Source organism: Nocardiopsis sp. NPDC057823, from assembly GCF_042797335.1.
GTDB classification, from domain to species: Bacteria; Actinomycetota; Actinomycetes; order Streptosporangiales; family Streptosporangiaceae; genus Nocardiopsis; species Nocardiopsis changdeensis.
The window spans coordinates 1-20,798 of sequence record NZ_JBHVLR010000020.1 but is presented as its reverse complement, the minus strand read 5'-3'; the positions used below and the strand labels follow the sequence as shown (position 1 = coordinate 20,798).

Below are 20,798 nucleotides of genomic sequence, written 5' to 3'. Positions count from 1 at the left end.
AGGACGATCCGCCATGGCCTTCTTCGTACCCCTCCTCGCCGCCGCGGGCGGCACCGCCCTGCGGGCCGCCGGCGGCCGCGCCCTGAGCTTCCTCGGCAGCCGGGGGGCGAGCTGGCTCGCCGCCCGCGGCGGCTGGGGCGGCCTGGCGAAGGGCATCGGCAGCGGCGCGCTCGGCTTCGGCCTGGGCGCCCTCAAGCTCGGAGCGAGCGCCCTGCCCGCCATGGCGGGTATGGCCATGAGCGCCGGGGCCACCGTGCTGGGCGCGGCCGGGGCCGCCCTCGGCGGCGCCACCAGCCTGCTCGGAATGCTGGCGAGCGCCTTCGAGGGCGCGGGGTCGGGACAGTCGTACGGCATGTCGGGTCCGGCGCTGAGGGGCAAGGGCAAGGGGGCCACACCGCTGCACGCCTGAATCCGGCCCCGGCGCGCCCGCGCCGGGGCCGACACCTCCGCCTCCCTCCCTCACCACCCCGGAAACCGCACTGTGAACACGCACGCCGCCACGGCCCCCGCCCTCCCGCTGACCATGGACGACGCGGTCATCCGCGCCGACCTGTTCGACGGTGTCGCCGCCTCGGTCGAGACCGCCCTGCTGGGCAAGTCCGAGGTCGTGCGCCTGGCCCTGGTCGCCATGCTGTGCCAGGGGCACGTCCTGCTGGAGGACGTGCCCGGCACCGGCAAGACCACGCTGGCCCGCGCCGTCGCCGCCGTCGCGGGCGGCGACTGGCGCCGCGTCCAGTTCACCCCCGACCTGCTGCCCTCCGACGTCACCGGGGTGACGATCTTCAACCAGGCCACCCGGGAGTTCGAGTTCCGGCCCGGCCCGGTCTTCGCCAACGTCGTCGTCGCCGACGAGATCAACCGGGCCTCGCCCAAGACGCAGTCGGCCCTGCTGGAGGTCATGGAGGAGCAGGCGGTCACGGTGGACGGCGAGCGGTACGCGGTGCCCTCCCCGTTCCTGGTCGTGGCCACCCAGAACCCCGTGGAGATGTCGGGCACCTACCGGCTGCCCGAGGCCCAGCTGGACCGCTTCCTCATGCGCCTCTCCCTGGGCTACGCCGACCCGGCCGCGGAGATCGCCATCATGCGCGGGGAGACGCTGACCTCCCCGGACGACCTGAAGCCCGTCCTGAGCGCGGAGGAGGCGGAGCTGCTGCGCGGGGACGCGCGGCGGGTGTTCGTCCACGACTCGATCTACGAGTACATCCTGCGCGTCGCCCACGCCACCCGCGACCGCGCGGAGCTGAGCGTGGGCCTGTCCACCCGGTCCACGGTGGCGATGGCGCGGACGGCGAAGATGTTCGCGCTCGCCTCCGGGCGCCCCTACGTGGAGCCCGAGGACGTCAAGTACCTGGCCCGCCCGGTCTGGGCGCACCGGCTGGTCCCCTCCCCGGAGGCGTCGATCGGCGGCCGGGGCGGCGCCGACGTGCTGGAGGAGATCCTCCGCGACACCCCCGCGCCCACGCCCGGCCGTCCCGCGGGCCCGGCGGCCGGCTGATGCCGACAGCACGGGGCCTGGCCGTCGCCGGGACCGGTGTCCTGCTGCTCGTGCTCGGCGTCCTGTCCGAGTACCAGGAACTGGCCCTGCTCGGCGGCGTGGCCGTGGCGGCGGTCGTCCTGGCCGTGGTGGCGGTGGGGCGGCCGGCGGCCGTGGCCGTCGAGCGCTCCCCCTCCGCGGTCCGCACGTCCCCCGGCGCCGCCGTGGACGTGCGGCTCTCCCTGCGCAACGCCGGGCGGCGGGCCGTCCGCGCCGCCGACCGCGTGGGCGGCCACCGGGGCGAGCGGCCGGTGCGGCCGCAGCGGCTGGCGGGGCGGGCCGCCGCCGAGGTCCACTACCGGTTCCGGCCCGGCCGCCGCGGCCTCGTCCGGCTGGGCCCGCTGCGCGCGGGCCGCTCGGACCCGCTGGGGCTGGCCGCGGCGTACCGCGACCACGGGGACACGGACCTGGTCTGGGTCCACCCCCGGTGGGAGCCGCTCGGCTCGGTGCCGGTGGGCCGGCGCGCCGACCCCGACGGCGAGGCCGACGGGGCGCCCTCCGGGGCCCTGACCTTCCACACCCTGCGCGACCACGTCCCCGGGGACGACCTGCGGCACGTCCACTGGCGCAGCTCGGCCCGGCTGGACCGGCTCGTGGTGCGGGAGTACATCGACGTCTCCCAGCCGCGGCTGCACGTCATCGTCGACGACCGGCCCGCCCCGGGCGGCGAGGACGCGCTCGACGAGGTGGCGAGCGTGGCCGCCTCCCTGGTGGGGACGGGGGTGGGCGCGTCCATGCACTGCGAGCTGTGGCTGGTGAGCGGCCGGGGGCGCGACTCCGCCGGCGGGCTGCCGCCGATGCTCGACCTGCTCGCCGAGGCGGTCCCCTCCCCGGACGCCGACCTGGAGGGCGCCCTGCGCCTGGCCCGGTCCCGGCCGGCCGGGGACACAGCGATCCTGGTGGGGGGCGCGCTCGGCACCGCCGACCTGCGGTCGTTCGGCCGGCTGGAGCACCACTACTCCTCCCTGGTCGCGATCTCCGTCGGAGCGGCGGAGCGGCCGGCGGCGCCGCCGTCGGTGACGCTGCTCTGCGCCGGGGACGCGCGCGGTTTCGCGGAACGCTGGAACGGAGCCCCATGGTCACGCTAACGCGCGAGCGCGCGGACGCCTCCCCCGGCGGGACCGGCGGGGGGCGCGCGGTCCCGCGGACGCTCCTGGCGGCCGCGGGCCTGGTCCTGGCCTCCTCCGCCGGAGGCGTGGCGCTCGCCCCCGGGTACGCGACGCCCCTGCCGGTGCAGGTGGTGCTGCCGGCGTGCGCGCTGCTCGCCGTGCTGGTGACGCTGGCGGCCCGGGCCCGGCTGCGCCCGTCCCTGGTGGTCCCGGCCGGGCTCCCGCTGCCGCTGGCGGCGGTCGTCGTCTGCGCCGTCCTGCTCCCGGGCCAGGGGACGGGCGTGGTCGACTCCACGGTCGAGGCGCTGGTCCACTCCGGCGCCCGGATCCTGACCAGTGCCGCGCCCACGCCGCTCAGCGTGGACACGCTCACGGCTCCGCTGCTGGCCACCTGGCTCGCCGGGGTCGGCTCGGTGCTGCTCTGGCACGGGCGACGGCCCGCGCTGGCGATCCTGCCGGGGCTGCTGTGGCTGGTGGGCGCGGTGGTGCTCAACGGGCCGGTGGCCCCGCCCGGGTTCCCCTCGATCGGGCTCGTGGCGGTGGCCGCGGTGCTGCTGATGTCCGCGGTCTCCGCCGAACGCCCGCCGCCGGGGGCGGACGGTCCGACGGCCGCCGACCTGGTGGTCGAGGACGGCACCCCGGAGGGAGCGGCGCCGGGCGGGCGGGCCGGCCGGTTCCTGACGACGGTGCTCGTCACCGTCCTGGCGGCCGCCGTCACGGTGTTCGGCGGCCCGGTGCTCCTCGCGGACTGGGAGGCCCGGCCGCGCGACCCGCGCGAGGCCCTCACCCCGCCGCTGGCCCCCGAGGCCGCCCTGAACCCGCTCGGCCACCTCTCCGAGTGGGCCGCCGCCCCGGACGTCCCGCTGCTGACGGTGCGGTCCGAGGAGCCCGTCGAACTGCGCTGGGTCGCCCTGGCGGACTTCACCGGCACGACGTGGCTGCCGGAGGGGGGCTACCGGGCCGCCGGAGAGGTGCTCCCCGCGCCGGTGCCCGCGCCGCCGCACGCCGTCCGCGGCAGTGCGGAGGTGGCCGTGGGCGAGGAGCTGCCCGGCGGGTGGGTCCCGGTCGTCGGGGCCCCGCGCACGATCGACCTGCCCTCCGTGGGCCACGACGCCCGGTCGGGGGTGGTGGTGCTCCGGGAGGGCCCGGTCGCGGGCACGGAGTACACGGTCACCGGGGACGTGGGCGACTGGCGGCCCGCGGAGCTGGAGACGGCGCACGTCCCGGCGGGCCCGGAGTTCGACCGGTACCGGGAGCTGCCCCCGGGGGCTCCCCCGGTCCTGAACGACGTGGTCGCCGCGGTCTCCGGCCAGGGGCCGCCCTACGAGCGGGCCCGGCTCATCGCCGAGTACCTGCGCGAGTCGCACCACTTCTCCGCAGAGTCCCCGGGCGGCCACGGGTACGCCCACGTCGCGCGGGTGCTGGCGCCGCCCGGGGAGCAGGGCGGCGGGGGGACCTCCGAGCAGTTCGCCAGCGCCTTCGCCCTGCTGGCCAGGGCCGCCGGGCTGCCGAGCCGGGTCGTCGTCGGCTTCGGCCCGGGGGACGGCGCCGAAGACGGCGCGCACACGGTGCGCACCGGCGACGCCGTCGCGTGGGGCGAGGTGTACTTCGAGGGCTTCGGCTGGGTGCCCTTCTCCGTGACCCCCGGCGAGGAGGGCGAGGAGGCCCCCGAGGAGACGTCCGCCGGCACGGCCGGCGACGAGGACGGCCCGGAGGCGGAGAGCCAGGGGGCGCAGGGCGGCGGGGCCCAGGGGTCGCAGGAGCGGCCGCCGGAGCGCGAGGACGCGTGGACCCGGCCCGCGCTGTTCGCGGGCACCGCGCTGCTCGCGGCGGCGGTGGCGGTCCCGGCGGCGCGGCTGGCCCGGAGGTGGCTGCGGCTGCGGACCGGGTCCCCCGAGCGCCGGGTGCTGGGCGCCTGGTGGGAGCTGCGGGACACGCTGCGCCAGTGCGGGGCGCCGCTCCCGGCCGGACGGACGGTGGGCGAGACCCTCGCCGCGGTCGACGGCCTGCTCCCCGCGGGGGCGGGCGTCGGGCTGGACCGGCTGGGCCGGGCGGTGAACTGGATCGGGTTCGCCGAGAACGCCCGGGTGAGCCGGGAGGCGGCGGCCGACGCCGCCGCAGCAGTGCGGCGGTACTCGTCCGGGCTGCGCCGGACCCGCGGCCGGGCGCGGCGGGCGCTGTGGTGGTTCGACCCCCGGCCGCTGTTCTGGCGGGCCCGGTGAGCGCCGCCGCGGTGGGGGGCTTCGTGGACGGACCGGTCGTGAGGAGGTACGGGCGATGGACCGGATGACGTCCGGCGGCAGCCTCGTGGAGGGGTTCCACTCCCTGGAGGTGCTGCACCGGGGTGCGGCCGCCACCGTCTACCGGGCCGTCCCGGACGGCGGCGGCGACCCGGTCGTCCTCAAGGTGGCGCGCACGGCCGGCGCCGCGCCGGAGCGGGCGCGGGTGCCGGAGGACGTGCCCGGGGCGGTGCGGGTGCTGGCCGCCGGGAGCACGCGGTCGGGGCGGCCCTTCGTCGCCATGCCCCTGTACGGGGACGGCGACTACGCGGGGGTGCTGGACCGCCGCCACCCGCTCCCCCTGCCGGAGGTCGCCCGGGTCGGGTCGGTCGTGGCCGGGGCGCTGGAGGCGCTGCACGCGGCCGGGCTGGCGCACCACGCCGTGGAGCCCTCGCACGTCCTGCTCGGCGGCGGGGAGGTCGCGCTCACCGGCCTGGACCGGGTGCTGCCGCTGGGGACACCCGGGCCCGCGCCGGACGCCGCCGCCCTGCCCCACACCCCGCCGGAGGCGGTGGACGGCCGGGCGGCGACCCCGGCCTCCGACGTGTACCGGCTGGCCGCCACGCTGTGGACGCTGCTGGCCGGGCGCCCGCCGTTCGCCGACGGCCCCGCGGACCTGTTCTCGCTCCGGGAGCGGGTGCTCGCCGAGGTGCTGCCGCCGCCGCGCGCGGACCTGCCCGACGCGTGGTGGTCGGTGCTGTCGCGCGGCCTGGCCAAGGACCCCGCCCTGCGCCACCCCGACGCGGCCGCCTTCGCCGCCGCCCTCCGAGCCGCCACCCCGGGCGCGGTGCCCGTGCCGCCCGCACAAGAAGCCCTACCTGCGACGCCCGCACCCCCCGTGGCCCCCGAGGAGCCCGCGCACCCTGCTTCCCCTGTGGCACCCGCGACAGAAGCCCCGCCTGAGGTGCCCGCGCACCCTGCGATGCCTGCGCCACCTGTGACGCCCGGGGGCCCTGCGGCACCTGTGGCACCCGCGACGGAAGCCCCGCCCGCAGAGGTGGCAGCGGCCCCCGGCGTGCCTGTGCCTCCTGCGACACACGTGACCCCTGCGAAGGAGGACCCCTCCGAGGTCGAGGCGACGCATGCAGAGGCAGCATCGGCCCCGAACCCGGCGTCCACGCCCCCTGGTGCCCCTGCGGTACCCGCAGAGAAGACGGTGCCCCTTACGGAGGCGGCGGCCTCAGACGCGGCACCCGCGATGCCTGCGGCGCCCGCCGGGGAAGAGCCGGGGGCGCCGCCTGTGGTGGAGGCGCCCGGTGAGGCGTCCCCGGCTGCGGCGGAGCCGACGGTCGGGTCCGGGCCGCGCACCGACCCCGCTCCCCCTCCGGCGGAGCCCCCTGCCCCCGCGAGGCCGACGACCGCTCCTGTGTCGCCCACCCCCCGGTCACCGGTCCCGGGCACGCCCTCCGAGACCCGGGGCGGCGCCGTGGAGCCGACCGCCGCAGCGCCCCTCCCGGTGAAGACGGATCCCGTGCCCCGGGACCCCTGGCACGGCATCGTCGACCGGACCCCGTCGACGCCCCCCGTCGTCGCCCGGCAAGCGGCGCCGCCGCCCGGCGGGCGGCCCCCGGGCGGCGCCCCGCGCGACCCCTGGCACGGCCTGCTGGAGCCGGGTACCCCCGGCGCCGGACCGCGACCGGAGCCGGACGAGGGCGCACCGCGCTGGGGCGCACTCCGGATCGTGGTCGCGGCGGCGTCCGTCCTCGTCATCGTCCTGGGCGTGGCGACCTTCCTCAACCCGGGCCCGGTGGCGGCGGTGCTGGGCGCGGTGGGCCTCATGTCCCGCGAGGAGGCGCCCCCTCCGGGGGCCGAGCTGCCGGAGGCGTCGGAGGTCCCCGGCGCCGCCATCGACCCGGAGTCGGCGCCCGCGGACGTGGCCCTGGAGGACTCCGGCGAGGCCGTGGTGCTGACCTGGACGGCGGCCCCCGGCGCGGAGTCCGCCCCCCATCACGTCGTGGGCGGCCCCGCGGGCGACACCCCCGCCTCGCTCGCCGACGCGGCGGCGGGCACGGCCGAGGCCCGGGTGGAGGGGCTCGACCCGGAGACGGAGTACTGCTTCATCGTCATCGCCGTCCTTGGCGCGGACACCATCGCCCACTCCGAGGAGGTCTGCACCGAGCGCGGCGCGGGCTGAGGGTCAGCTGCCGCAGTTGGTGCCCCAGACGGTGTGGGACCGGCCGCCGGAGGAGCCGGTGACGTCGACGCAGACGCCCTTGGCCCGCACGTACACCGGGCCGGTGACCCCGTTCCCGGTGCTCCACTGCGCCCCGCCGCCGCCCGAGACGCGCAGGCCGATGTCCACGGCGCCGGAGCCGACGGTCACTGCGCAGTTCTGGCCGAGATTGCCCTCGTAGTAGAGGTACATCATCCCGCCACCGCCGGGAATGGACTTGGGCCATCCGGCGGCGTTCTGTGTGTACGTCAACGCCCCCTCCGCGCTCTGCGAGTTGCAGATGGCGACCGGGTCGGCCGCCTGTACGGCCGAGGTCGGGGACAGCAGCACCGCCGCGACGGCGGCCGCCAGGACCCCGGCCCAGGAGGCGCGGGTCCTCGTTCGACGACGCATCACCGGAACTCCCTTTCGCATCTGGAGGGACCGCTGGTCGAGGACTGCGCGACCGTGCCGTCCTCCGCCACCGCGACCACGGTGAACCCGTAGCAGCGCCCGGTCGACCCGCGGGCCATGGTGTGGGACACCGATCCGCCCCCGGCGGAGGACCCGGCCACCGTCACCGGCTGGATCCCGCCGTCGCCGCGCGGCGTGATCGTGTACCGCGCCGCGCCCTCCACCGCGGTCCAGGTGACGGTCACGTTGCCGCCCGAGACGGTGTGGCTGACGCTCGCGGGAGCGCCCAACTCCGGCTTGGGCATGGTGAGCGGCTCGCTGCTCGTCGAGCCGCCGCTCACCCCGCCCTCGGTCCGCGCGGTGACGGTGAAGGTGTAGGTCCCGCCCGGCGTCAGCCCGGAGACGTCCGCGGACGTCCCGGTGGAGGTGCGGTCGGCCGGGTCCGCGCCCGAAGCCGCGTCGATGGTCAGCAGGTAGTCGTGCGCCCCGTCCACCGCCTCCCAGGAGACCGTGGCGCTCCCGCCCCCGGTGGCCGTGGCCGTCACGGAGCCGGGGGCGCCCGGTGCCCGCTCGCCGGGGGTGACCTCGGTGCTCTGCGCCGCCGGGCCGGGCCCGTTGGCGTTGGTGGCCCGGACCCGGAACCGGTAGGTGGTGCCGTTGACCAGGCCGGAGATGTCGGCGGAGAGCTCGTCGCCGCCGACGGTCAGCTCACCGTCGTCCCAGGTGATCAGGTACTCCTCCACCGGCGCGTCCGGGGAGTAGGCCTCCGGCCAGCTCAGGGAGACGGAGCCGTCCCCTGCGGTGGCGGTCACCGGGGTGGGGGCACCGGGCGGCGCGCCCTCGGGCTCCTCCGGCTCCTCGGGGTCGGGACTGGGGTCCGGACTCGGGTCGGAGCTCGGGACGGGCGGAAGCGGCTCTCCGGGGCCGTCCCCCTCGCCCGCGCCGTCGCCCTCGCCGCGGCCGCCCTGGCCGTCGCCGGACTCGTCGCCGGGGCCGGGGAGGTCCGGCAGGTCCGCCGGTCCGTCGTCGCCGGGCTCGTCGGCGGCCTGGCCGGTGCCGGGGTCCGTGCCGGGCTGGTCGTCGGGCTCGCCGGTGTCGCCGGCGTCGGGGGAGCCGGGCGCCGGGGCGCCGTCCTCCTCGTCGCCGGGGCCGGGAGGCGGGTCGGACTTGTCGACGATGGTGGCCGTGCCGTCGGGGTCGACCACCGCGGCGGTCCCGGTGCGGGGCGAGTTGATGAACAGGCGCCCCTCCCGGACCTCCAGCTCCAGCGGCCCCTCGGCCTCGGGCAGGGTGACCGGGTTGAGTTCTCCGCCCTCGGCGTCGAAGACCCGCACCGTGCCCTCGCCGGCGAACGGCACGTAGACGCGCCCCTCGTAGGCGACGGCGGCGCCGGCGTCCTCGCCGACCGGGAAGTGCGCGATCCCGGCCGCGCCGTGCGGGTCGGTCACCGTGAGGACCTCTCCGGCGCCGGGCAGGGACACGGCGACCAGGTCGCCCCGGGTCCGCGCGGGCAGTTCGGCGTCCTCCAGCGGCACCGGGGAGTCGACGGCCTCCGTCTCGCCGCCCGCGTCCAGGGTGACGAGGCGGTCCCCGGTCCGGTCGACCGCGAGCGCCCCCTCGTCCAGGACCGTGAGGGCGAGGTCGGCGCCGGGTTCGGCGACGGCGGCGGTCCGCTCGATGACCGCCTCGTCCTCGGGGATCTCCACGCCCACGACGGTGCCCTGGGAGGGCACCCCCAGCCAGAGCGTCCCCTCGTCGTCGAAGGCCCCGCCGACCAGCGGTGCCGGGATCTTCAGCGTCTCCCCCGTGGGCTGGAGGGTGGCGGGGTCGACCGCCTTCACCTCGCCGGAGGCCCGGTCGATCACCGCGGCCGCGTCCTCGCCGAGCACCAGGTCGAAGTCTCCGGAGCCCAGTTCGAGGACGCCGGAGAAGCCCATCCGGCGCAGGTCCACCGAGGTGACCTTGCCGGTGACGGGGTCGTAGAGGAGCAGGTAGTCGTCGTTCTGGACGACACGGATATCGGTGCCCGCCGACTCGGGCAGGCCCGCGACCAGGTCGACCTCGCCGCTGTTGCCGTTGACGCGGGCGGCCTCGCCGAGGGGGCTGGTCCACAGCCACACGGCGCCGTCGGACATCTCGTCGGCGCGTCCGAGGGCCCCGGTGCCCAGGACGGTGCTGACCAGGGCGGCGGTGAGGAGGACGACCGTCAGTCCGGAGGCGTGGGCGCGGGCCCGGTTCCGGAGGGAACCGAACAGGCGGGCCGCGCGGCCCTGGCGGGCGGGGCGCCCGGGGGGCGCGGTGGGTTCGGTGGAGGGGGCCACGATGCTGCTCTCCCTCTGACGGGGTGGCGCGTGCGGGCGGGCACCGAGAAGGGGCCGGGGGCGGGGGGTCGGCACGGGGCATGGGCCGAGCAGAGGACAGGCAATTGTCTACCAGCCCCTGGGAAACCCGTCAATGCGGAATTCCCACCACGAACCACACCGTCAGCTCGCGTCGTCGCCGGGGGTTTCGGAGGGGCTCGCGGACTCCTCCGGCTCCTCCTGTGGGGGCGGCCCGTAGACGAAGCGCTGGCGGCCCTGGACGAGGATGGCGTGCCCGCCCTCGGTGACGGCCTCGACGTGGGCGTCCAGGTCGTCGGCGGCCACGTCCATGTCGAGGGCGTCCAGCACCACCTGGGAGTCGGACTCCCCGCCGCGGTCGGCGCCGTAGACGAACCCGGCGTGGGCGAAGGCCGGGGAGAACGCGCCGTCCTCCTCCTCCAGGCCCCACAGCACCTCCCCGGCGGCCAGGTCGACGGCGACGGCGGTGGCCGTGCCGCTGGCCTGGGGCAGCAGGAAGGTGCCGGTGGCGGTGTCGTAGAGACCGCCCGCGGGCCCGGCCGGGTCGTAGGCGCCGCCGACGGGGTTGGGGCCGGGCTCCTCCAGGGTCCACAGCAGAGCGCCGTCGGCCGGGTCGTGGGCGGAGAGCACCGAAGGGGACTCGGCGCTGCTCCAGCGCACCAGCAGGACGTCGTCGCCGGGCTCGCCGGCCTCCTCCCCGTCCCCGGTCGCGTCCTCCTCCGGGGCGGGCAGCGGGAACAGGCCCAGCACGTGCGGGACGGGCAGGGGGGCGAGGTCGGCCAGCCCCAGGTCGTCGTCGGCCCCGGCGTCCAGGGTCCACAGCTCCCCGCCGGGCTCGTCGGGGTCGAGGGAGCGGGCGTGCAGGGCGCCGCGGCCGGAGTCGAGCAGGACGGCCCCGTCCCAGGCGGTGACGGGCACGCCGAGCCCCTGGGGCTCCTCCCCGGGCTCCCGCGCGTCCTCGTCCTCGTCCGCGGACCCGCCCTCCCCGGCGCCGTCGGAGGGCTCGTCGGAGGGCTCCTCCGGCGGGGCGGCGAACTCGTAGGTCCACAGCTCCCCGCCGTCGGCGTCCAGGACCGTGTACTCCCCGTAGGGCTCCTCCGCCGACCACTCGGCGGGGCGGCGCACGCCGATCCCGTCCAGGTAGAGGTCGCCCTCCTCGGCGGGCTCCCACAGGACGCCGCCCCCGGCGTCCAGGACGAAGGGGCGGTCCCCGTCGGACATCAGCAGCACCGGGTCGCCGTCCAGGTCGGCGTCGAAGCCGCGGAAGCGCGCCTCGCCCTCCCACAGGTCGGCGCCGGTGGCGGCGTCCTGGAGCAGGTGGCGGTCCTCGCCCCCGGAGCTGACCAGGAAGGCGTCGCCGACGGGGCTGATCCGCACGCCCAGCGGGTCGGCGAAGATCTCGTGGACGTCGGCGCCGTCACCGTGCAGGACCCGCAGCACCTCGCCCTCGATGCCGGGCGGGGCCTGGCCCTCGAACGCCGTGGGCACCGGCGCGGGCTCGCTCTCCTGCCCGGACGGCCCGGGCCCGGGGTCGGGGTCGCCGCTGCACGCCGCGAGCAACAGGACCGCGAGGCCGCAGGTGAGGGCCCCAGGCGCCCGTGAGCTGCGCATGAACGGTTTCTCCCCACGAACGATGACGTTTACGGCAAATCCTAAGCCGGGTGTCGGCGTGCCGATACACACGGCCACCGGTCGTTACGCCGCCGTGAACCGGGCCGTCCGCTCAGGGCTCCACATCCACGACGGTGCTGCCGCGCACCTCCGCCTCGGCCCTCCCGCCGGTGAGCTCGGCGAGGAGGACCTCGAACTCCGGGAGCTCCGCCTCCGGCAGGGCCACCTCGACGCGTACCCGGGCCCCGTAGTCGACCTCGCGGACGTGGAAGCGGGAGTCGCGCAGGTCGCTCTCCAGCCGCCCGCCGATCACGTAGTCGGCGAACACGTCCACGAGGAGCAGGCGGCGGCGCTCCAGCACCCCGACGGCGTCGATCGCGGCGGACACGGCGTTGCCGTAGGCGCGGATCAGGCCGCCCGCGCCGAGCTTGACGCCCCCGTAGTACCGGGTGACGACGGCGACGGTGTCGGTCATCCCCCGGTGGCGCAGCACCTCCAGCATGGGCACGCCCGCGGTGCCGGCGGGCTCGCCGTCGTCGCTGGAGCGCTGGATTCCGCCGTCCTCGCCGAGGATGTACGCGGTGCAGTTGTGGGTCGCGCTCCAGTGCTCCCTGCGCCGCCGGGCGATGAACTCCCGGGCGGCCTCCTCGTCGGCCACGCGGGCCAGGGCGCAGAGGAAGCGGGAGCGCTTGATCTCCAGCTCGTGCTCGCCGTCGCGTCTGATCGTTCGCATGTCGCCTGTTCGGACGGGGTCTGGTGGGCCCGTCCAGTGTCCCACCCGCCTCCGCGCCCGCCGCACCCGCGGCGGGCGCGGACAATGGGGGCATGGACGACTCCTCGATCGACGCCGCCGGGGCCCTGGCCGACCCGCTGCGGCGCAGGCTGTACGAGTTCGTGGTGGAGTCGGGCGGCGAGGTGGGCCGGGCCGAGGCCGCGCAGGCGCTCGGCATCCAGCGGACGCTGGCCGCGCACCACCTGGACCGGCTGGCCGAGGCGGGGCTGCTGGAGACCGCGCACCGGCGGCTGAACGGCCGGGAGGGGCCGGGGGCGGGGCGTCCGGCCAAGCTGTACCGGCGGGCCGACCGGGAGCTGTCGGTGCACCTGCCGCCGCGCGACTACGGGCTGGCGGCGCGGGTGCTGGCGGAGGCGGTGGAGCGGCACGGCGCGGAGGAGGCGCTGCACGCGGCCGCGCGCGAGGAGGGGCGGCGGATCGCCCGGGGGTCGGCCGCGGAGTCCCTGGAGGGGCTGCTGCGCGAGCGCGGCTACGAGCCGGAGGAGGTGCCGGGCGGGGAGCCCGGGGAGAGCGGCCTGCGGTTGCGCAACTGCCCGTTCCACGCGCTGGCGCGGGACTTCCCGCCGCTGGCCTGCGGTCTGAACCTGGAACTGCTGCGGGGGATGCTGGAGGCGGCCGGGGAGGACGGCGGCCGGGCCCGGCTGGACCCGGCGGCGGGCCGGTGCTGTGTGGTCATTTCTAAAAACAAAAAAGATTGACATAGAAGCCGGGGCCGTGGTGCGATACCTCGCATGAGCGACCCCCGCCCCGGCCACCAGCTGGCCCAGTTCAACATCGGCCGCCTGAAGGCCCCCCTCTCCGACCCCTCCATGGAGGGGTTCACCTCACAGATCGAACCGGTCAACCTGATGGCCGAGAAGGCCCCCGGCTTCGTGTGGCGCCTGATCGAGGAGGGCAAGGAGGACGCGACCGGCCTGCGCCCGTTCGGGGACTCCTACCTGGTCAACTACTCGGTGTGGGAGGACCTGGAGACCCTGTGGGACTTCACCTACCGGACCGACCACCTCGAACTGCTGCGCGGGCGGCGGGAGTGGTTCGAGCGGTCGGAGGGCCCGCACCTGGTGCTGTGGTGGATTCCGAGCGGTACGATCCCGAGTATCGAGGAGGCCGGGAGGCGTCTCGACCTGTTGCGCGAACACGGCCCCTCCCCCGAGGCCTTCACTCTCAGGACGCATTTCCCTCCTCCCGCGACACCCTGAATCCGCACTCAAAGCGATGAATCCATTGCTTTGGGTAACCTTGCGGACGACCGTCGAGAAACCACCGGGAGTTCCGTCATGCGCACGCCACCGCTCACCGCCGGGGTCCTGGCCCTGACCGCGCTGCTCGCCACCGGCTGCTCCGGGGGCGCGGACGAGGGCGGGGCCGACTCCCCGCAGAGCCCGGCAGGCGTCCAGCCCACCGCCTCCCCCAGCGTGACCGCCGGGATCTTCATGGTCCCCGGGGAGAGCCGGGCCGCCATCACCTACGACGAGACCGCCGTGCCCGAGGGCGCCACCTCCGACGTCCAGGTGCGCACCCAGGAGGGCACGACGTTCGTGCAGTTCACCGGCACCGGGCTGGAGGCCGACCGCGACTTCGGCGCGCACGTGCACACCCGGCCGTGCGGGGAGAAGCCGGAGGACGCCGGGCCGCACTACCAGAACGAGCAGGACCCGGCCGCCGACGCGGAGACCCCCTCCACCGACCCGGCCTACGCCAACCCCGAGAACGAGATCTGGCTGGACTTCACCACCGACTCCGCCGGAGCCGGCACGGCCGGCGCGACCGTGCCGTGGGAGTTCCGCGAGGGCGAGGCCAACTCCCTGGTGCTGCACGAGCGGCACACCGCGACGGAGCACGGCGAGGCGGGCACCGCGGGCGACCGCCTCGCCTGCGTCAGCGTCGCGTTCTAGGCCGTGTCCTCCTGAGCCTCCGCTGCGCCGCGGCCCGCCGGGCACCCCGCCGGCCCCGGAGGCACAGGGGGCGTTCGGAGCACGGGCCCCGGCCCCAGGGCCTGCCCGGCGGATCATTCCGCCTCGCGGCCCCCGGGCCGACCCGCGCTCGTCATCTCGTGGGAGATCGCCCGGAGGCCGCCCGTGCTCCTTCGGCGCAGGCGCCGAACCGCGCGGGGGCATCCGCCGAACAGGTCCCGGTTCCCAGGGCGTGTTCGGCGGATCATTCCGGGTCGCGGCCGCTCCCGACATTCGGCGCAGGCGCCGAACCGCGCGGGGGCATCCGCCGGACACGCCCTAGCGGGCGGCGGGGACGGCGGGCTCGGGGAGCACCCGGCGCAGCAGCAGCCGCTCGCCGAGCGCCCACGCGCCCGAGGCCAGCAGGTACAGGCCCGCGGCCAGCGGCACGAACACCGCGACGACCACCGTCATGAACGGCAGGTACGAGATCGGGCCGCGGGCCATGCGCTCGGCCTCGGGGGTGACGGCGGGCATCGGGAGGTACCGGCGCGAGGCCCACGCCACCAGCGCCAGCAGGGCCAGCAGCGGGCCGAAGACCAGGGCGCCCGGCCCGCCCGCCGCCACCGGGGTGGCGCTCAGCGCCACCCCGGCCAGGGTGTGCTCCAACAGCCCGTCGCCGCCGGGGCCCTGGCCGATGAACACCCCGTACAGGGCGATGACCACGGGCAACTGCGCCAGCGAGGGCAGGCAGCCCGCCAGCGGCGAGGTGCCCGCCTCGGCGTAGAGCTTCTGCTGGGCGGCCACCATCTTCTGCGGGTCGTCGCGGTGCCGGGCCGTGATCTCGGCGATCCGGGGCGCCAGGCGCGTCCGGACCTTCTCGGCGCGCACCTGCATCACCCCCAGCGGCAGGAGCAGCAGGCGGACGGCGACGGTCAGGCCGACCACGGCCAGCGCCGCGGCGGGTTCGCCCGCCAGGGGCGTGAAGAAGGCGGTGAGCGCGGTCAGGACCGCGGTGAGCAGGGACATGACGGCCGAGATCGGCCACACGGAGTACACGGTGGAAAGGACCCTTCGTCCGGGGTGGAGAATGCGGACGTCGGGCCGCCCGGGGACGCCGAAGGGGCGTTCGGGAACGACGGGATCGGGTGTCGGGCGGCCGCTACAGGGCCGCGCCGGGCGCTCTGGGACGCGGTCTGCCCGCCGCGTCGGGGTCGCGCAGGGTCGGTACCGCCGACCGCTCCGAGCGGCGGCGCATCGCGCCCGTCCGCCCGGCCGTGGTGTCGCCCGCCGGGACCGCCGCGGGGCCGTACGCCAGGTACCAGACGACGGCGGCGGCGCCCACCGCGGCGAACAGCAGCGCCATGGGGGCGGAGGGCAGGGCGTCGGGTCCGGGACCGATGAAGAGGAGTTCGGCGAGGAACAGCAGCAGAGCGTGCACCGCGTCCCCTCCCCCGTGTCACCGGCCGTATCACGGCAAATCCTATCCGGCCCCGGCTTGTCCGTCGACGGATGCGGTCCCACACGGAGAAATCCGCCGACACTCCGGCCGCGCTCCCCTCGTTCGCCGCACGCGTGTAGCTAAATGACCCCTGTAGACACGTGACAGAGCGTGATCATGACCTCGTCGGGCGGCACGCCGGACGAGGCCGGCCGTGAAGGGGAGCCCCGTGCCGATTCGCCCCGCGAACCTCGCCACCATGTCCGCCACCATCGCCGGAGCCATCGCAGGGCTGTCCAGCCGGGAGGACCAGGCGCCCCCGGTGAAGATCACCTTCGAGTCCGGCTTCCAGCAGACGGTGGAGCAGGGCGGCTGCCGCGCGCTCAAGACCGGCCAGGGCGGGGTCACCGCGATCGCCACCGAGGCCAAGGTCAAGTTCGCGCTGTTCGCCGGGACCAGCTGCCAGGGCAGCCGCGCGCTCGCCTCCGGGCACGGCAGCGTGAGCTTCGGCGACCCCGTCCTGGCGGGCGCCATCGTCATCGGCTGACGGGACCGCCCTCCCGGATCTCCGCGACGCTCCGGGGCGGGTCCTCCAGGGTGTCGCCGCGCGAGCGCAGCACCTCTCCCGCCACCGCGTGCCCCAGGCGCAGGCGGCTCCGCACGGGCAGGCCGTCCAGCAGCCCGGACAGGAACCCGGCGGCGAACGCGTCGCCCGCGCCCACGGCCTCCACCACGTCCACCTCCGGGGACGGCTCGAACACCACGTCGGCGCCGGAGAAGCAGGTCGCGCCGTGCTCGGCGTCCTTGACCACCAGGGTCGGGACCTCCGGCAGCACCGCGCGCACGTCCTCCGCGGTGGGAGTGCCCCACAGGCGTTCGGCCTCGTCCCGGCCGACGAACACGATGTCCGCGCGCCGGGCCAGGTCCAGCAGGATGTGGGCGGCGGCCCGGGCGGGCCACAGCGCGGGCCGGTGGTTGACGTCGAAGGAGCGCAGGGCGCCGTCGTCGGAGTGCCCGGTCAGCAGGTGCTCGACCAGGGCCGCGGCCTGGGCGGACAGCGCCGGGGTGATCCCGGACAGGTGGACCAGCCGGGCCCCGAACGACCACACCCGGTCGGCGTCGACGGCGGACAGCGCCGAGGCGGCCGAGGAGGAGCGGTAGTACAGGACCCCGGCGCCGCCGGGCGCGGTGTCCTTGACGTACAGGCCGGTGGGGCGCCCGGGGTCCACGATCACACCGCTCACGTCCACACCCCGTTCGGCGACGGCGTCGGTGACGATCCGGCCGAAGGGGTCGTCGCCCACCCGGCTCACCCAGGCGGCGGTGTGCCCCAGGCGGGCCAGGGCGACGGCGACGTTGGACTCCGCGCCGCCGGTGCCCAGGGTCAGGCTCGCCCCGGCGGCGAGCGGCTCGGCGCTGTGCAGCACCGCCATGGTCTCGCCGACGCAGACCGCGTCGGGCCGGGTGGGTGTGCTCATCGCCGTTCCCTTCGGACGGAGCGGCCGGGCAGGCGGTCGGTCCGCCGCCCGTCGCGGACGGTGAACTCCCCGGCGACCAGGACGTGCTCGATGCCGATCGGGGGGAGCCGGGGTTCGTCGTAGGTGGCGCGGGCGTCGACGGTGTCGGGGTCGAACACCACCAGGTCGGCCACGGCGCCGAGCTGGACCACGCCGCGGTCGGCCAGGCCCAGCCGGCGCGCGGGGCGCGAGGTGAGGTGGCGGACGCACTCCTCCAGGCCGAGCACCCCGAGTTCGCGCACGTAGTGGCCGAGGTAGCGGGGGAAGGTGCCCCAGCCGCGCGGATGGGGCTTGGCGCCGACGAGGATGCCGTCGCTGCCGGCGGTGTGGGAGCTGTGCCGCATGATGGTGCGGATGTTCTCCTCGTTGCCGACCTGGAGCAGGCAGCCGCTGCGGAGCTCGTCCGCGATGAGCAGCTCCATGTACAGGTCGCCCGCCTCGCGGCCGCGGCGGGCGGCCAGCTCGGCGATGGACGCGCCGACCGCCCAGGAGAGGCCGGGGTCGGCGGTGCCGGTGACCACGATCGCGGACCAGTCCATGGGAACGCCGTGGTTGCCGTCCGTGCCCTCCACCTCGATCTCGTGGAGGATGCGGGCGCGGGCGGCCGGGTCGCGCAGGCGCTCCAGGGTGGCGGCGGTGCCGCCGGTCTGCGCCCAGCTGGGCAGCGGTGCGCCCAGGTAGGTGGCGCTGGCCCGGTAGGGGTAGGAGTCGAGCGTGACGTCGAGGCCGTGGCGGACGGTGGCCTCGTCGATGGCGTCCAGGACCTCGGGCGCCCGGCCCCGGTTCTGCGGGAAGTTGACGTGGCAGTGCGCCAGGTGCAGGGCCACCTGGGCGCGCCGGGCGACGTCCAGGCACTCCTGGTAGGACTCCACCACGCGGGAGCCGTAGTTGCGGTGGTGGGGGCAGTAGTAGCCGCCCGCCTCGCGGACGGGGGCCAGCAGCGCGACGATCTCGTCGTCGGTGGCGTACATGCCGGGGGTGTAGGTGAGTCCGGAGGAGAGCCCGTGCGCGCCGTCGGCCATGCCGTCGGCGACGATGGCGCGCATGCGGTCGAGCTCCGCCCCGGTGGGCGCGCGGTCCTCGCCGCCCAGGACGGCCATGCGGACGTTGCCCTGCGGGACCAGGTGGGCGACGTTGACGGGCGCCCCGGCGTCGACCCGGTCGAGGTAGCCGCCGATGCCGCGCCAGGTGTGGTCCAGGTCGGGGGTGCCGTTCCAGCCCGCGAGCTGGGCGCGCAGCTCCTCGACGGTGTCGTCGGTGACGGGGGCGTAGCCCAGGCCGTCCTGTCCGACGACCTCCAGGGTGACGCCCTGGAGGACCTTGGCCTCGTGCCCGGGGTCGGTCAGCACGGCGAGGTCGGAGTGGGAGTGCATGTCGATGAACCCGGGTGCGAGCACGCGCCCCGAGATGTCGACGACCTCGGCGGGTCCGCCGCCGCCGGTGCCGGTCATCCGCCGGCCGGCGCCGGGTGGGACGATGTGGACGATGCGGTCGCCGCGCAGCACGACGTCGGCGGGCCTGGAGGGTCCGCCGGTGCCGTCGACCACCCGTCCCCCGGCCAATACGGTCTCGGGCTGCACTGTGTCCTCCACTCAGGGGGTCGGTTCACCGCTCGGGGGACCGACCGGCCGGGTGTGTCGTCGACCGGATGTCGGTGAGGCCAAGATACGCTTCCGGGAACAAAATCGGTAACTTTGTTGCCAATAAGCGTGATCCAGGCCGCCCCGCCGTTCGACGTGTGCACCGGTGTGCGCATTCGCATGTGCATCCGTAAGCACATCGGTACAGGCATTATCGACGAGGCGGGCCCGGCACGCGAGACCCGCGACCACAAGGAGACCACGGATGTCCAAGAAGGCGGTCCGTACGGACAACGCCCCCGCCCCCGCCGGCGCCTACAGCCAGGGGATCGTCGCGGGCGGGTTCCTCTTCACCGCGGGCTTCGGCCCGCAGGACCCGGCGACCGGCGAGGTCGCCCCGACCGTCGGGGAGCAGACCGCGCAGGTCCTGGCCAACATCTCCGCCGTGCTGGCCGAGCACGGCCTGACCCTCGACGACGTCGTCAAGACCACGGTGCACCTGGAGCACCTCAAGCGCGACTTCGCCGAGTACAACGCGGTGTACGAGCAGCACTTCAGCGCCCCCTACCCGGTGCGCACCACCGTGGGCTCCGACCTCGCCGACATCCTGGTGGAGATCGACGTCGTCGCCAAGCTCCGCGACTAGCGCCCGTGCGGGGCGGCGCCTCCGGCGGGGGCGCCGCCCCGGTGCGTTCCCGGTTCCCGCCGCCCCGCCCCGCGGGCACCGTGCCCGCCTCCCCCTCCCCCTCCCCGCTTCCTCCCGCGCCCCCGCAGGCGCACGCGGCCCTGCGGCCCGCCCGGCGCGCGCCCCCGGACCCGCGGCCCCCCTCCCCGGGGAGAGCCCGGGCAAGGCGTATCTGCGCAGGCGCAGGGAGCAGCGCGACCGGCGCGACGACACGTGGGAGAAGGCGTCCGACCTGTGCGAGCGCGTGTCCCTGGCCCTGGAGCGGCACTCCCTCGCCCGGGTGCGGCACCAGCCGCAGAACGCGGCCCTGTCGGAGTCCTCCGGCGAGAACGTCATGAACAGCGCCTACCTCGTGGACCGGGAGCGGGCGGCGGAGTTCGTCGGGGCCGTGGAGGCGCTGGCGGCCGAGGCGCCGGAGGGCACCAGGGTGGAGGCCTCCGGGCCGTGGACCCCCTATTCGTTCGCGTCCCTGCGCACGGACGGGGAGGGGACGTGAGCCCGGCGCCCCGGGAGGGGGAAGGGGCGCCGGCGGACGGCTCCCCCTTCGGGGAGGCCCGCTCCCTGACCACGGTGCTCGACGAGGACCTCCCGCTGGCCGACCGCGAGATCTCCCTGGTCGACCTCCTCGACAGGGTCCTGGCCAAGGGCGTGATGATCACCGGGGACGTGACCGTGTCCATCGCGGACGTGGACCTCGTCAGGATCTCCCTGCGCGCACTGGTCTCGTCGATCAACGAGGACGTGCCCTCGCCCTGGGAGCACGGCCACCCCCTGAGCGGGTGGATCCGGCCATGACGGGAACCCGCCCGGGAAGGGGTGAAGCGATGTCGGAGACGGACGGACGCCCGCCGGGGACCGCGGCCCGCGCGGACCAGGACGAGGCGGGGGAGGCCGGCGCGAACGGTGTGGACGGCGTCCTCGCTCCGCTCCGGGACGTGCTGGACGCGACGGCGGAGCGGCGGGAGGCGGGCACGGGCGCGCACTCCGGTCCGGCCCGGCAGCGGCTCCGCCACCGCATCGAGACCGAGCCCGACACGGTCGAGCGCGACCTGATCAAGCTCGTGCTCACCGTGGTCGAGCTCGTGCGGCAGCTCATGGAGAGGCAGGCCCTGCGGCGCGTGGACCAGGGGGACCTCACCGAGGACCAGGAGGAGCGGATCGGCATGACCCTCATGCTGCTGGAGGAGCGCATGACCGAGCTGCGCGACCGCTACGGCCTCACCGCCGCCGACCTCAACTTGGACCTGGGGCCGCTGGGCTCCCTGCTTCCGCGCGATCCCGAGGGGTAGGGCCGCGGGCCGCCCGGCGAGCGGGCGAGCGGGCGCGCGAGGTCGCGGCACCCGGACGCAGGCTCCTCCGGGCCCCGGCGCGCGGCGCCCGGCGCCTCCGCCGCCGAGGCGGGCCCGGGGCGCGGTTCCGCGGCCGGGTACGGGTCCGCCCGCCGTCCGTGCG

General features: G+C 76.4%; 20 protein-coding genes and 1 pseudogene. 13 read left to right on the top strand and 8 right to left on the bottom strand.

The window, feature by feature from the left end; translation table 11 throughout:
- Positions 1 to 13 precede the first annotated feature (13 nt).
- The 5 genes from ACFVNO_RS25720 (at position 14) to ACFVNO_RS25700 (ending at position 7,056) form a co-directional block, all read left to right on the top strand.
- Positions 14 to 409 (top strand): hypothetical protein, encoded by a 396-nt coding sequence (locus ACFVNO_RS25720; RefSeq protein WP_220564438.1) that lies wholly within the window; start codon positions 14 to 16, stop codon positions 407 to 409.
- A 114-nt stretch (positions 410 to 523) separates the two neighbouring features.
- The gene (locus tag ACFVNO_RS25715) at positions 524 to 1,495 is read left to right on the top strand and encodes a MoxR family ATPase (protein ID WP_220565464.1); all 972 of its coding nucleotides are present in this window, start codon (positions 524 to 526) and stop codon (positions 1,493 to 1,495) included.
- Positions 1,495 to 2,622, top strand: coding sequence for a DUF58 domain-containing protein (locus ACFVNO_RS25710; protein WP_378896256.1), 1,128 nt, complete (start codon positions 1,495 to 1,497; stop codon positions 2,620 to 2,622). Before ACFVNO_RS25715 ends, ACFVNO_RS25710 begins: the two co-directional genes overlap by 1 nt.
- Complete coding sequence (locus tag ACFVNO_RS25705) at positions 2,610 to 4,865, top strand: DUF3488 and transglutaminase-like domain-containing protein (RefSeq protein ID WP_378896253.1); 2,256 nt, start codon at positions 2,610 to 2,612, stop codon at positions 4,863 to 4,865. The genes ACFVNO_RS25710 and ACFVNO_RS25705 overlap by 13 nt, the downstream gene beginning before the upstream one ends.
- Before the next feature lie 55 nt (positions 4,866 to 4,920).
- A complete protein-coding gene (locus ACFVNO_RS25700; RefSeq protein WP_378896251.1) occupies positions 4,921 to 7,056 on the top strand; it encodes a hypothetical protein in 2,136 nt (711 codons plus the stop codon).
- Between the two features lie 3 nt (positions 7,057 to 7,059).
- Here ACFVNO_RS25700 and ACFVNO_RS25695 read toward each other — a convergent pair whose 3' ends face one another.
- The 4 genes from ACFVNO_RS25695 to ACFVNO_RS25680 form a co-directional block, all read right to left on the bottom strand.
- On the bottom strand, positions 7,060 to 7,488 hold the full coding sequence (locus ACFVNO_RS25695; RefSeq protein ID WP_378896249.1) for a spore-associated protein: 429 nt from the start codon (positions 7,486 to 7,488) through the stop codon (positions 7,060 to 7,062).
- Complete coding sequence (locus ACFVNO_RS25690) at positions 7,488 to 9,809, bottom strand: fibronectin type III domain-containing protein (protein WP_355257421.1); 2,322 nt, start codon at positions 9,807 to 9,809, stop codon at positions 7,488 to 7,490. Before ACFVNO_RS25690 ends, ACFVNO_RS25695 begins: the two co-directional genes overlap by 1 nt.
- Positions 9,810 to 9,971: 162 nt before the next feature.
- Positions 9,972 to 11,438: a PQQ-binding-like beta-propeller repeat protein gene (locus tag ACFVNO_RS25685; RefSeq protein WP_378896246.1), complete on the bottom strand. Its 1,467-nt coding sequence runs from the start codon at positions 11,436 to 11,438 to the stop codon at positions 9,972 to 9,974.
- A gap of 112 nt (positions 11,439 to 11,550) precedes the next feature.
- The gene (locus tag ACFVNO_RS25680; RefSeq protein WP_220564431.1) at positions 11,551 to 12,171 is read right to left on the bottom strand and encodes a YigZ family protein; all 621 of its coding nucleotides are present in this window, start codon (positions 12,169 to 12,171) and stop codon (positions 11,551 to 11,553) included.
- 92 nt (positions 12,172 to 12,263) lie between these two features.
- Here ACFVNO_RS25680 and ACFVNO_RS25675 point away from each other — a divergent pair, with 92 nt between their 5' ends.
- From ACFVNO_RS25675 to ACFVNO_RS25665, 3 genes are all read left to right on the top strand, one after another.
- Complete coding sequence (locus ACFVNO_RS25675; protein ID WP_378896244.1) at positions 12,264 to 12,929, top strand: helix-turn-helix transcriptional regulator; 666 nt, start codon at positions 12,264 to 12,266, stop codon at positions 12,927 to 12,929.
- A gap of 33 nt (positions 12,930 to 12,962) precedes the next feature.
- Positions 12,963 to 13,430, top strand: a complete 468-nt coding sequence (locus ACFVNO_RS25670; RefSeq protein ID WP_378896242.1) for a DUF3291 domain-containing protein — start codon at positions 12,963 to 12,965, stop codon at positions 13,428 to 13,430.
- A 78-nt stretch (positions 13,431 to 13,508) separates the two neighbouring features.
- Positions 13,509 to 14,126: a superoxide dismutase family protein gene (locus tag ACFVNO_RS25665; protein ID WP_378896240.1), complete on the top strand. Its 618-nt coding sequence runs from the start codon at positions 13,509 to 13,511 to the stop codon at positions 14,124 to 14,126.
- 336 nt (positions 14,127 to 14,462) lie between these two features.
- Here the strand turns inward: ACFVNO_RS25665 and ACFVNO_RS25660 are convergent, their stop codons facing one another.
- Positions 14,463 to 15,182, bottom strand: coding sequence for a YidC/Oxa1 family membrane protein insertase (locus ACFVNO_RS25660; RefSeq protein WP_355257434.1), 720 nt, complete (start codon positions 15,180 to 15,182; stop codon positions 14,463 to 14,465).
- Positions 15,183 to 15,285: 103 nt separating this feature from the next.
- Positions 15,286 to 15,564, bottom strand: a complete 279-nt coding sequence (locus tag ACFVNO_RS25655; protein WP_378896238.1) for a DUF6412 domain-containing protein — start codon at positions 15,562 to 15,564, stop codon at positions 15,286 to 15,288.
- Positions 15,565 to 15,793: 229 nt separating this feature from the next.
- Between ACFVNO_RS25655 and ACFVNO_RS25650 the strand changes: the two genes are divergently transcribed.
- Entirely contained in the window at positions 15,794 to 16,111 is a 318-nt protein-coding gene (locus ACFVNO_RS25650) for a hypothetical protein (protein ID WP_220564426.1), read from the top strand.
- On the opposite strand, the gene ACFVNO_RS25645 is transcribed toward ACFVNO_RS25650, so the two are convergent.
- Complete coding sequence (locus ACFVNO_RS25645; RefSeq protein ID WP_378896235.1) at positions 16,101 to 17,042, bottom strand: sugar kinase; 942 nt, start codon at positions 17,040 to 17,042, stop codon at positions 16,101 to 16,103. The genes ACFVNO_RS25650 and ACFVNO_RS25645 overlap by 11 nt on opposite strands.
- On the bottom strand, positions 17,039 to 18,661 hold the full coding sequence (locus ACFVNO_RS25640; RefSeq protein ID WP_378896233.1) for an amidohydrolase family protein: 1,623 nt from the start codon (positions 18,659 to 18,661) through the stop codon (positions 17,039 to 17,041). The genes ACFVNO_RS25645 and ACFVNO_RS25640 overlap by 4 nt, the downstream gene beginning before the upstream one ends.
- Before the next feature lie 265 nt (positions 18,662 to 18,926).
- Here ACFVNO_RS25640 and ACFVNO_RS25635 point away from each other — a divergent pair, with 265 nt between their 5' ends.
- The 4 genes and pseudogenes from ACFVNO_RS25635 (at position 18,927) to ACFVNO_RS25620 (ending at position 20,635) form a co-directional block, all read left to right on the top strand.
- Positions 18,927 to 19,307 (top strand): RidA family protein, encoded by a 381-nt coding sequence (locus ACFVNO_RS25635; RefSeq protein WP_220564423.1) that lies wholly within the window; start codon positions 18,927 to 18,929, stop codon positions 19,305 to 19,307.
- Positions 19,308 to 19,491: 184 nt separating this feature from the next.
- Positions 19,492 to 19,842 (top strand): annotated as a pseudogene (locus ACFVNO_RS25630) (GvpL/GvpF family gas vesicle protein); the annotation flags it as partial.
- Positions 19,839 to 20,141: a gas vesicle protein gene (locus tag ACFVNO_RS25625; RefSeq protein WP_355257464.1), complete on the top strand. Its 303-nt coding sequence runs from the start codon at positions 19,839 to 19,841 to the stop codon at positions 20,139 to 20,141. The pseudogene ACFVNO_RS25630 and the gene ACFVNO_RS25625, both read left to right, overlap by 4 nt.
- 29 nt (positions 20,142 to 20,170) lie before the next feature.
- Entirely contained in the window at positions 20,171 to 20,635 is a 465-nt protein-coding gene (locus ACFVNO_RS25620; RefSeq protein WP_355257467.1) for a gas vesicle protein K, read from the top strand.
- The last annotated feature ends 163 nt before the right edge of the window (positions 20,636 to 20,798 follow it).